Here is a 12,867-nt window from a genome sequence, read left to right on the forward strand (position 1 = left end):
ACTTTTTCGTGCCTCAAAGCACTCAAACAGAAAACAATTTTTAACCGTCATTTCAATCCTGTTTTTTGGTTCACTGGCTGAGGTCGATACTAAACAAGCCGTGCAGTACATTGTATGAAAACTTCTAGTACTCTATTAATACTCATATAACGGAAAATTGTTTATTTAATTATTCTACGAACTGCCCTACAGTGGTTAAAAACACTAACTAAATCGCCTTGAGGCCCTCTATAGATTGGATAGGATGATGCTGCGCCTGTTTTAGGGTCACTTCGTTGCGAACCTGCGCCGTGTACATCCATTAGCTCACCTCTCATTTTCCCTAGGGATTTCCCAAAAGCAATATAGGTAGCGTTACTATATGGTTTAGGTCCATCTAGGTGCGAAGTTGTTGCCCAAAAGAATGGATAATGTCCTTTATTGTTTTCAGGATCTTTTATTTCTGAGATTTCGAAAACAGGATCTATGGCAGCTGAATTGCTTGCCATGGGACTTCTTTGATAATCAACTATACTTTGCAATTCCTTAATGTTTGGCAGATGCCAGTCATCGTAGCCCGCTAATTCTAGATTCTCGCAATATTCAATTGATTTTTTCCAATCGCGGGCTTTACCATCATCCGATTTTTGCCACATTAAGCCCGTTGCATAATCACTTATGGTACCATCCCCATTATCCACAAAGCTATTTTTTCCGTATTCTGAGTTTCCCCTCACCAAACGGAAATACATTTTATTGGCCTCGCGAGCTCTTGGTTTTACTGCAGGATACCCCTTTATGCGACCATCGACAAAGTTAACCCCAAAAATCGTTTCATCAGCACGCATGGTTTTTCCGGTATATATGCTAGATGACCATGTTTGTGCATCAATAATTCGCTCCCCCTTTGATACATCGCCAAAAGGCTGAGAAAAATAATTGGTATCGATAAACAGAGCCTGCACCTTATCTCGCTTTAATTGACCAGTGAATTGAATTAAGGAATAGAGTTCTTTTATGGAAGGCAAACGCCAATCATCGTATCCTCCTAAGGTAGACTTTTTAGCGTACTTCACAGCTTCTGGGTAAGTCATCTTCTCTCCCATATCTTGTTGCCACATTAGGCCTGTTACTTCATCACTAATGGTTCCATCTTCATTATTGGTGTACGATGGTTTATTATAAACACGCCCTGCATCTTGCCAATACAATGCCTCCGTAGTATTGGGTGTTTTAATAATGGCATTTGTATTGTAAAATTCAGAAACTCCTGTGTGCACAATAGGATAACTTATTGGGGAAGCTTCGCTTACTCTTTTTGTATTATTTTGTTGAGAAATAGCTGTTGATCCGGAGAAGAACAGTATAGCTAGTAGTGAGTAGATTATTCTATTCATAATTGTAAGTATATGGTTTATTAAATATTACAATAAATTTGCTTATTCACAGCTGCAATAACAACTAAAATCAACCAATTGAGATATTTTATCTATATACTAAGGCATTTATCTATACCAAAAAGCCCAATGGAAATATATCCACTGGGCTTGTAGGCTTTATTTAGAAGTAATTGAATTATTTAATCCAAGTTAGTTTATGCCATAACTTTTCAAGCGGTCCCTGACCATATTTGGTAATCCACCATTTGCAGAAATAGAATTGGAGGGCGTAAAGCACAATTCCTATCCCTAATGAAACGGTATGCTTTACATGCGGACCTATTCCTAAACCATATCCGTAAAAGATGAAACCTCCCACGATGGATTGCATTACATAGGCCGTTAAACTCATTCGGCCTGGATATTTTAAACCTCCTACCAACTTGCTAAACCACGTTTTCTTGTAAAGAAGTATAAAGGATGAAACCAATACAAAAGTAAAGGCTAGGTTTCGGTACATCTCAACCACTCGTTTTAAGGTGAGTCTTTCTGCTTCTGAAGGAAATAACTCCTTGGCATTTAATGCCAAAAAGTAGAATGGAATAAATACAATTGCTGATATGATTAGCGTTTTAGTCCAGAATTTAATATTCTCAGGTGTATCATAAAATCGTTTTGTGTTGCCTAATATATAACCCACAATAAATAATCCGGCAGTTTGAACCAAACGCCCCACTTCAACAGCCCATATTAAAGCAACTTTATGGCCGTATAAGGTATTTGTTTTTACGGTTTCCCAGAAAGAATCGCCCAACTGCGCTTCTTTAAGTTTTGACCAATACGTATGCGACGGGATTACATTAATGGTATAATCAGGATTAATTAAATGATAAACATAATTAAACCATTCTACGGGTTGTGATAGAAGGATAGCCCCAACAACAAGCAAAGCTTGTAATTTTAAATTACGGACAAAGAACAACACCAATCCTACTAAAGCATACATTAACAATACTTCACCCGGAAAGAAGGCGCCATTAATTAATGCGAAGCCTACCAATAGTAATAAACGCCATAAAAAACGGTATCCAAAATCTTTACCTAAACTACGCTGCTTGGTCATCATTAAACTAAATGTGAAACCAAATAGCAAAGAGAATATGGCATAGCCCTTACCTGCAAACATAAAAAACAAGCCATCCCAAACATTGGTATCAAGGGTATTTAGCCAATCGGGTTGCGTGGCATTATCTGGGAAAACATAAAAATTAAAGTGCTCAATGCAATGCAGAAGCATAATGGCAAATATGGCTAGTCCTCTTAAACTATCCACTACCTCAACGCGAGGTTTCTTTACTGTCATAAATAACTGTTTTAGATTTTATAAACTATGAAGTTGTTTAAAGTCGTGCTGAAAAACTGCGAGTAACATCTTAATTTCATTGACTTCAGCTAATTTTTATTCCGTAGCTAAGGCTATGCAAGAAAAATTGAGCCTTGTCACTGAAACCAATATGTCACTCTCGAAATTTCCAAACAACTTTAAATAACTTCTATTCTAGACTAAGGCGTAGCAAAATAAAAAAAGGAATAACAATAAACGCTATTCCTTCTTAATTCAATTTAATTCTAAATTAATATTGTGAGACAATGCTGTGCTAAATATATTAGGTATTGGGTTGTTTGCCCAAATATGCCTACTGGCAGGGCAAAGCAATTATTTCAATTCTTTGTTCTTCAAACAGGCAGGACACTTAGTGATTAATAGTAATTATTTTACTTTATCAATTATTTCCCAGGTAAGCATTTTATTATTCAAAAGCAGGTGACCTTTCACTAAAATTAAAGTCATCGCGATTATTATTGATGTCATATTTAAAACTAGTACATCTTTTTTCTTTATTCCATAAATATCAAGTATGGATTTTAAATTTAGCACCACTAAAATAATCATTGGAATAACCATAACGATATAATACAGTAATTCATTTGAATGTTCAGGTATTCTGATTAGAATTTGTTCAAACAAGACAAAGTAAAATAAATTGGAAATTGTCAACCAACCACCATAAGCTAAATAGAAAAAACCAATTATAGAGAGAATAATCAATATGGGACGAACAAAGTAATTTGAAAGAAATATCATTTTCAGGAATTGGAATAGACTTGGTTCAAAGCCATGTAACATTTTCAAGTATCTTAAATCTTGAAAAATATTAATACACATGGCAATCACAGATACTAGAATGATAATTCCTACAAATACTCTTGATAGCTTCATTTTCATTTTTCTCAATTAATTCTAAATTAATATATGAGACTATTCTGTGCTAAATATTAGGTATTGGGCTGTTTCAATATATTGATAACTGATAGCAAAAACCATAACTGATAGATATGCCGTTTTCGTAAACAATATCTTCCCCATTTTCTGAGTTTACAACAGGAATAAACCTTTTTCTATTCTAGTGTATTCCAAAATATTCATTTTCTTTATTTGTCATTTTAATAGACATAATTAGTAAAGAATGATATACTCCATTCAGCTTAACACATTCTTTTTGAATTCTATCGATACTGAATCCTTGAGATTGGTACAATTCGATTGCTCTATAATTATCTTCTAAAACATCAAGCCAAATCCGGTATGCTTCTAATTCTTCAAAACAATACTTTTTAATCAGCTTTATTGAATCTTTCCCTAATCCTTTACCTTTGTTATCTACAACAATCCGTCTAAACTCAATAGATGCATCTTTATTCCTCAGTCCTGCTAGAATGATATGACCTTGTAGTGAATTATTCGCTTTTTCAAATATTGACAGGTGCATTTCATCATCATCTAGAATCACTTTTTTATGTCTGTCAATATTATAAGTCCCAATAAAGTCCGAATTCTCACTTTCAATCTGAATTAGCCTTGAAATATCTTCATATTTCGTTAATACCAATCTTATTCTTTCATTCTCAATAATCATATATTTTTGTTAGGATGTCTTTTGTGCTTGGTGTTAACTGCTCGTATAAAATGTATTGGCTAATTTGAAAAACCTAACTTCCGAAATCCCTCCAATCCGAAATTTTGTTATGGTTATAAATTTATCCTTTTTACTGGCCGAAGCTTTTGCTTCGGCGAACTTATTCAAAGAGCAACACTCCCAAATTTATGCTAGTAACCTATGCCCTTTATTTTTTTTACCACTTGTTACTAAAACTCTACCTATAGATGTAGCTAGACAATTTATTAGAATCGATCATAACGTCTTTATATGCTCTTAACTTAGAATTACATCGCATTCTTAAGTTATATAACATAGTATTATATGGGTTTCTCCTTACCAATTCATTCAAAACTGCTACAGATGCCTCATAGTCCTTCAGTTTAATACTTGAATTTAAGGAATATTCTAATTCTTCATTCGTAATATATTTATTCTTTTTACTTAAATGTTGAATTACTACGTAATCGATTATATTGCTAGTTCTTTTCCAATATGTATTAGTGCCTGAGTTATCTAGTTTAAGTAACACTTGTATATAAAAAGTTTCACTATCCTGGAATCCCTCTTTTTTTTTCCATTTACCTTCAGTCATTCTTAGAACTCGAATCATTTCTTCATCAATCTCCTTATCTAAGGAATTCCATATTTGGATTTTTTCAATATTACCTTCTGTGGTTACTGAGATAGATGCTATAGATAAGCCAATTCTGTAGTTATCGATAGAACTTACTGGATATCTAAATTCAGATGCGATAAACTTCCGTAATCCAAGCTCTCCTTCTAAATACCTATTGTCTAAATTTGGTATGGTATCCGTTAAACTAATCGTTGTAATACTCTGTGAGTAAACAATCGCAACGGAAAAAATAAAAAAAATGTAATTAATGTCTTTCTCATATTTAGGTTCTTAATAAGTGGCAACGTTTTGAATATGGTGTCGTTTGGCATTTCAACGCTCCAAATTTTCAATTTATCACTATGTTTATTTATTTCTATCATCCTCATTTTTAGCACCATCTGCCAAATGTACTATATTTTCTGTTGGCAACTGTTATTAATCTACATAATATGAATTATCATAATCCGATTCAAATTCTTTTCTGAAATCTACAAGTAGAGCATTCAATTTTTGATTTTCAGGATTACTTATTAATAATTCTTCCAATGTCTTAACTTTCAATTGATTTATACATAGTGAAATGTGAGAAAAGAAATTAGGTCTGCCTATATTATGCATTTCCCAGTTTCTATTTTCAAATGGGTTTTCGTAATAAGGGATACTATTAAATATTGACAAGTCAAGTCCCGATTTTTCAATCAATAAATTTAAGTCTGACCGCAATGTTTCAGAACTATCAGATTCAGCACATAAATCACAATAATTTCTTACAGTTTCGATATGCTCATCCAATTCTGCAAACAAATCCAAGATTTCTTTATTGAAGTCTCTTTCTATTTTTAAATCATCAAGTTCAAATGTTTTAATTGATTGTTGTTTCCAAAAATAATTGATTTCAAATAGAACTTGACGAATCATTTCTTTGGATGCCTCTTTTCCTTTTTCAGTAAATTTTAGTTCGTGATTATTTTTAATTTCAGTGAGTTTTTCAACTGAATAGTCTTCTTCATTGTCAGTTTCTTTATGATGTCTATGGCACATAAAGAGTAGATTTTCTGGTGCACTCCTTTCTTCATCAGTTTGAGCAGCATCATATCTTTGCCCGCCTTTATTTGCAGCTTTAATATGACATAATTGTGCAATGTAAAGCCCTTTATCGTTAAATATTGGATGTTCACATTCAGGAAAAGCACATTCGTTTCCTGACCTAACGTATAACAATTTTAATGAATCTGCACTTGGTGATTTTCTTGCCATTGTTTCTTATTCTAATAGTTGCCAACTAATATATATCCCACTAGTCCGCGATATATTTAACAAAAACCAAATATATAAACATTTCGTTAACGTTTGTAAACGTTTACCGCTATAAGTGACTTAAAAATAAGAGTAATGTGGGTCTTGTTTCTCTTTTGCATCAGGCGCTTTGGGATTTTGTTTGATGCAAGCTTCCTGCAACTTTGCAACAGAGTTGCGTCACAGACGCAAGCTTCCTGCAACTTTACGGCGGATTTGCGTCACTGACGCAAGCTTCCTGCAACTTTACGGCGGGTTTGCGTCACTGACGCAAGCTTCCTGCAACTTTGCGGCGGGTTTGCGTCACTGACGCAAGCTCCCTGCAGCTTTGCATGGGAGTAGCTACGAAGGCTAATAATTTAACAATAAAACACTGATTATCAGCTATTGGATGTGAAAATATTTTAATATAGTTTCGTATACCTTATTAAAATCAACCAAAATCTAAGCAATTATGTTTGATCATGTTAAACTAACAAATTTACGAAACAGCGAGTTTGTTCAATTTTTCCAACACCTTGATAAACTGGTGTTAAAGTACGATGCTACTGCACTGGGTATAGATGCAGTATACACTCCATTAAAAGACAATAGCGATAAGCTTACTGTTTTATACAAACAAAAAATGGGCAGCGACTTAAGCGAGGAAATTGCTATGGCCGATAAGCGACGCGATGATGCTTTAAACGGTTTAATAGCTCTTACCAAGGCTTACAAATATAGTTTTAACGAAACCATACGTACAGCGGCACTCGATTTGTACAATAGTATCGAATTTTATGGCGATACTATTGCACGTTTGAATTATGCGGCCGAAACAAGCACCATTAACGATTTGGTTAGCAAATGGCGAAACGACGAAAAGCTAGCGGCCGCTGTAGCAACTATTGATCAAGAGCCATGGCTAAACGAGCTTGATGAAGCTAATAATGCTTTTGATACCTTGTTTCTGTCGCGTATTGATGAGAGTGCCAATAATCCGGAGATTAATTTTAGAGACATCCGTATTGAAATGGCTGAGCAGTATACTACACTGCTAAAATACATTGAAGCATTTTCGTTAATTAAAGGTGAAGAGTTATATAAGCCACTTGCGGAGCGCCTTAATGTACTCATTGGTGAGTACGACAGAATGCTTGATATGCGCAAAGCTAAGAGCAATGCAAATAAAGAAGCTGAAGTAACAGAAAATGTAAACGAGTAAATAATCCCAAAATCTATTAACTGTTGGTTTTTATAGGGAAAAAGGAAGGGCTGTTCTGGTATCAGAGCAGCCTTTTTGGTTTTATAAACAATAGAATAATTCCCATTAATATTTTTAAGGCTAAGCTACTAATGAATAGTTTGTTATTGGAATGTGTTTTTTCGTAGACTTGTATTTAAGCGCCTTGTCAGGCTGGCCTCTTTACAAAAAGCTTTTGTTTTATTTGAAGCTTTAGTAAGACTGGCTAGCTAAGAGCTTTGCTCTTAGATCCGCCAGCCGCACTTAAGCTTCAAATAAATAAAAAAGTTTTTTGTAAAGCAGCCTTGAATTTCTTTGCTTCTGTTTCTTGCTTCAAGGCAAGAAATGAAGTCGGGTTTGGGTTGAAAACCCAATACGTAATATTATTTAGTACAACATTGTTTTCACTCGCGCGCGCGCGAATCCTTTCACGTTCATATTTCAAAATGATAAGTTATAAATTACTTTACAGCTCGCCTACCTTGCGTAATTAAATCATAGGCAAGCTGTAAAGCATTTCAGTCTTCACACTCCCGAATTACAAAACGCCTTGAGATCGCCGCGTGCCTCGCGATGACGCAATAACGTAGTCTTACACACCCTTTTGCGCCTCGTCATTCCGAGGCACGAAGGAATCTCAAGGCGACTTTATTAAATGAAGTGGTAAATGATAAGTTATAAATTACTTTGCAGCTCGCCTACCTTGCGTAATTAAATCATAGGCAAGCTGTAAAGCACTTCTGTCTTCTCACTCCTGACTTGCAAAACGCCTTGAGATCGCCGCGTGCCTCGCGATGACGCAATAGCGTAGTCTTGCACACCCTTTTTGCGCCGCGTCATTCCGAGGAACGAAGGAATCTCAAGGTGGCTTTATTAAATTAAGTGATAAATGATAAGTTATAAATTACTTTGCAGCTCGCCTACATCGCGTAATTAAATCATAGGCAAGCTGTAAATCACTTCTGTCTTCACACTCCCGAATTACAAAACACCTTGAGATCGCCACGTTCCTCGCGATGACGCAATAGCGTAGTCTTGCATACCCTTTTTGCGCCTCGTCATTCCGAGGCACGAAGGAATCTCAAGGCGACTTTATTAAATGAAGTGGTAAATGATAAGTTATAAATTACTTTGCAGCTCGCCTACCTTGCGTAATTAAATCATAGGCAAGCTGTAAAGCACTTCAGTCTTCACACTCTCGACTTACAAAACGCCTTGAGATCGCCACGTTCCTCGCGATGACGCAATAACGTAGTCTTGCAAACCCTTTTTGCGCCTCGTCATTCCGAGGCACGAAGGAATCTCAAGGCGACTTTATTAAATTAAATGATAAGTTATAAATTACTTTGCAGCTCGCCTACCTTGCGTAATTAATCATAGGCAAGCTGTAAAGCACTTCAGTCTTCACACTCCTGACTTACAAAACGCCTTGAGATCGCCGCGTGCCTCGCGATGACGCAATAACGTAGTCTTGCGCACAACACAATAGAATAATTCTCCCATAAAAAAAGGAGCAACCCTAAGGCTGCTCCTTCAACTCTAAATTATCATATTAAATTGCAAAAATCCCAACTATTCAGTAGTAAGACAATTCTCTAGAATCTTTATACTTATGTCTTTATACTTTATACTGAATAATAACCAAAAATCTATTTAATTGGGCTTATCATAAACTTAAAGCTATACTTGCCTGATTGTGGCAGGTATTGCGGCAAACGAGTAGATAAGGTACCACCCATTCCGGCCTGTAGCATATGAATATTTACCGTATAAAAGCCTTGTGCTTTTAAATCGTAAGGATGCTCTGCTTCTTCAATATTATCGGCTGAATAAGGCCATACTGAAAAGCTGAACTCAGGCTCCGCCACAAATTGTAAACCTGCTTTTTTCGCATTACTCATTTTAAACCAACGCGTAAGGGTTCTATTCCCATTTTCTTGTGGATACGCATAGTTGTAGAACAAGTCGTCGGTTTTGAAATTATACACATTCAATTCTCCATTTCTCATTCTATCCGGGTAAGTTCCCACAGGGCCATTACCGTAATACGCTGTATTCACAAGATCAGAAGAAACACCCATTGTGGCGCCAAAACGAATGAGACTGGCCAATGATTTATCGGCATCTAAATTCATATTTACCTCAAGGGTACCGTTATTAAACAACACATACTGAGTTACTAAATTAATTTTAGCACCCTTATTTTGTTTTACTTCAATAACTGCTTTACCATTCTCGTTGCTAATTACCTCAACAGAAGATGTTTCAAGTTCGGCGGGTAATTTTTCCCAAACATTTCTCGATTGCTTAAAGAATTTATAGTTGGCTCCTCGTGTATCGTTATCTGTTGTTGGGCGCGTAAAGTTAGGCTTTAAAGGCGATGATAACTGTTCTTTTCCTTTTAGGATATAAGATGTTAAGGATCCATTTTCTTTACTTACAGCAACACTGAAGTTTTTGGTAGATAGCGCTAAGTTATTATCAGCATCGGCTACCTTAAATGCAGTTCCCGAAACATTTGGTACAGTTACCGGCGCAGTTCTTTCTTGAACCAACAATTGCTCTTTAGCTACTTCAAAACCTTTTTTACACCATAGGCGATCTTGCTTTTCGTGCATGCTAATTCTTAAGAAATACTCCGATTCAGCATTGAACTTAATTGCCTTTAATGGAATATTTACAATGCCTGATTCCGCTGCTGCGATATCGATGCTTGCTAAACTTCCCTTCTGAATTTCTTTACCATTTTGAGATAAGCTCCACTTGAAATCGTAGTTACTCAGGTTAGAGAAAGAGAAGCGATTGATAAACCTTACTTTTCCGGCTTTAATATCTACAGCCTCAACAACAAGTGGTTGAAATACGTACTTACATTCCCACGCATGTGGATGTGGTGATTTATCAGAAGCAAAAACCCCGTTCATACAGAAATTACCGTCGTTTGGCTTGTCGCCGAAATCACCTCCGTAAGCAAAAAATGTTTTGCCATCAGGACCTTCTTTCTCAATTCCTTGATCAATCATATCCCAAATAAAACCACCTATTAAGTTAGGTGTCACTCTAATTTCGTCCCAGAAATCGCCCAATCCACCAATGGAGTTACCCATGGCATGTAGGTACTCGCACATAATTATAGGACGGCTGATATAAGGACTACTGGCCATATTCTTAAGCTGATCCAAGTTAGGATACATACGACTAATAACATCTACATAACTAGGATCGGTAGGATTTGCCATAGAAGGCTCATTTGCATATTTATAACCTACATTATCTCCTTCTTCATAATCAGGATGCTCCGGATCTCCTTGCGCGCCTTCGTAATGTACAAAACGAGAGCGATCGTACTCATGAATCCAAGCGGCAGCAGCTGCAAAAGCAGGTCCTGTACCCGACTCATTACCCAGCGACCACGAAATAACACAAGGGAAGTTTTTATCGCGCTCTACCATACGAATTACACGGCTCATGATTGAAGCAGGCCATGTAGGCTGATTGGCCAAATATCCACCCAAGTGATGCGTTTCAATATTGGCCTCGTCCATTACATAAATACCGTACTCTTGGCAAAGCTCTAGGAAGTAAGGATCGTTAGGATAATGCGAGGTACGCACTGCATTAAAATTAAAGCGTTTCATTAGCTCCACATCTTCGCGCATATCATCGCGTGTTAATGCTTTACCTCTTTCAGAATCATGATCGTGGCGATTGACGCCCATTATTTTAACCTCTTTGCCATTGATCAATAGCTCTTGGTTTTTACCAAACTCAACCTTACGGAAACCCATTTTCTGGCTGCGTGCTTCCACAACATCGCCATTGGCATCTGTTAAAGTATATACAATATTATACAAGTACGGGTTTTCAGCAGACCACTTTGTTGGGTGGTTTATTTCTGCCTCAAGCATAGCCCACTTTGGCATATCGCGCGCAGCGTAACGTTGCTTGCGTATTTTTTCAACAGGAACTGACATTGGTTTTTCCAACACTTTGTTATTTGAAGCATCAAATAACTCGGCAGATAATGTCCATCCTTTTAAATCTTGTTCTTTATCCTGAAGCCAAAGCTTCGGACGAATTTCTAATTTGGCATTTTCAATATTGGCATCAAACTTTGTACGAACAAAGAAATCGTTTAAGGCCACTTTAGGTTGAGCCATTAATAACACTTCGCGATGAATTCCGCTCAAGCGCCAGTGGTCTTGATCTTCGAGATAGCTACCATCCGACCAACGAAAAACTTGTAAGGCTACTCTGTTTGTTCCTTCCGTAAGAAACTCGGTAATATCAAACTCAGCTGCTAAACAGCTTCCCTGACTATACCCTACTTTTTCGCCATTCACCCATAAATGAAATGCCGATGTTACTCCACCAAAATGAAGAATTATGGATTGACCATCCCAATCGGCAGGCACTTCAAAGTCGCGGAAGTAACTTCCTACCGGATTGTCTCTGTAGATATACGGAGGCATTGGAGGCTGAGGACCTTTCCAATCGTATTTTAATGTGCCATCTAAAATATGTGGCGTAAAAGGGTAAGTAATATTAGTATAAATAGGCTGTCCGAAACCTTGAAGCTCCCAGTTTGATGGGACTTTGATATCGCTCCAATCGGCACCTTTAAAATCTTTTGCCATAAAATCAGTTGGTCTGTCATCTGTTTTACCAACGTAGTTGAATTTCCAAACGCCATTTAACGATTTTATACGTGCTTTGTCTCTATTACCCACTAAGGCATCATCTGCGTTAGAATAAGAATAACTGGGCACTCTGGCATCCATTTTATTCTGCTCGAACATCATTTCGTTTTCCCAATCGTTTTGGGCAAATCCGAACTGAACTGAAGCCAATAGAAATGCTACTAATACTATGTACTTGTTCATGTGTTAAAATTGTTTTGATAGATATTGAATATCTAAAATTAATGTATGTTTCGTTACTTTATTTTCATCCAGTACACTGGATTATTTTCACGAATATAGGGCTAAGAAGCTATAAATAGTGCCTCACAGCACTAGACTAAATATGGACAAAAGGCCATAAAACAAAAATAGGCAGAACTTGTATGCATTATTAAAAACCTTTACGGATATCAATTACCACCTACATACAAGTTTGCCCTATTTAGTTATAATCTAGTATCAAGTATTAAGATTCAAGTATAAAGACTTAAGACTGCTTACCTCCAGTTAAAAGATTTAGCGATTGAATTTGTTACCTAAAAACGATTCGTAATAACAAGTTCTCATTTGAAATTATTGGTGTCTTTTGTCTTTATACTATTGCCTTACAACTAAATTATACCAATACTACATTGAAGTGAGCCTAATTCTTTTGTACTTTTTAGCTGATACATCGTTAAAAAATATC

Annotated in this window: 8 protein-coding genes; 1 reads left to right on the forward strand and 7 read right to left on the reverse strand. The window is 36.3% G+C overall.

What is annotated here, in order from left to right; all coding sequences use genetic code 11:
• Window positions 1–161: 161 nt before the first annotated feature.
• The 6 genes from A8B35_RS09310 to A8B35_RS09335 form a co-directional block, all read right to left on the reverse strand.
• Window positions 162–1,376, reverse strand: coding sequence for an Lcl C-terminal domain-containing protein (locus A8B35_RS09310; protein WP_083634397.1), 1,215 nt, complete (start codon window positions 1,374–1,376; stop codon window positions 162–164).
• A 178-nt stretch (window positions 1,377–1,554) separates the two neighbouring features.
• Window positions 1,555–2,721: a DUF418 domain-containing protein gene (locus tag A8B35_RS09315; RefSeq protein WP_075602755.1), complete on the reverse strand. Its 1,167-nt coding sequence runs from the start codon at window positions 2,719–2,721 to the stop codon at window positions 1,555–1,557.
• Window positions 2,722–3,129: 408 nt separating this feature from the next.
• On the reverse strand, window positions 3,130–3,645 hold the full coding sequence (locus A8B35_RS09320; RefSeq protein ID WP_075602756.1) for a hypothetical protein: 516 nt from the start codon (window positions 3,643–3,645) through the stop codon (window positions 3,130–3,132).
• 178 nt (window positions 3,646–3,823) lie between these two features.
• Window positions 3,824–4,336, reverse strand: a complete 513-nt coding sequence (locus A8B35_RS09325; protein ID WP_083634398.1) for a GNAT family N-acetyltransferase — start codon at window positions 4,334–4,336, stop codon at window positions 3,824–3,826.
• 238 nt (window positions 4,337–4,574) lie between these two features.
• Window positions 4,575–4,970, reverse strand: a complete 396-nt coding sequence (locus A8B35_RS09330) for a hypothetical protein (protein WP_075602757.1) — start codon at window positions 4,968–4,970, stop codon at window positions 4,575–4,577.
• 444 nt (window positions 4,971–5,414) lie between these two features.
• Complete coding sequence (locus A8B35_RS09335) at window positions 5,415–6,236, reverse strand: hypothetical protein (RefSeq protein ID WP_075602758.1); 822 nt, start codon at window positions 6,234–6,236, stop codon at window positions 5,415–5,417.
• A gap of 493 nt (window positions 6,237–6,729) precedes the next feature.
• Between A8B35_RS09335 and A8B35_RS09340 the strand changes: the two genes are divergently transcribed.
• Window positions 6,730–7,479, forward strand: coding sequence for a DUF6261 family protein (locus A8B35_RS09340; RefSeq protein ID WP_075602759.1), 750 nt, complete (start codon window positions 6,730–6,732; stop codon window positions 7,477–7,479).
• 1,667 nt (window positions 7,480–9,146) lie between these two features.
• Here A8B35_RS09340 and A8B35_RS09345 read toward each other — a convergent pair.
• Window positions 9,147–12,380: a glycoside hydrolase family 2 gene (locus A8B35_RS09345; RefSeq protein ID WP_075602760.1), complete on the reverse strand. Its 3,234-nt coding sequence runs from the start codon at window positions 12,378–12,380 to the stop codon at window positions 9,147–9,149.
• Window positions 12,381–12,867 lie beyond the last annotated feature (487 nt).

Origin of the sequence: Saccharicrinis aurantiacus (genome assembly GCF_001660705.2) — a bacterium.
GTDB classification, from domain to species: Bacteria; Bacteroidota; Bacteroidia; order Bacteroidales; family Marinilabiliaceae; genus Saccharicrinis; species Saccharicrinis aurantiacus.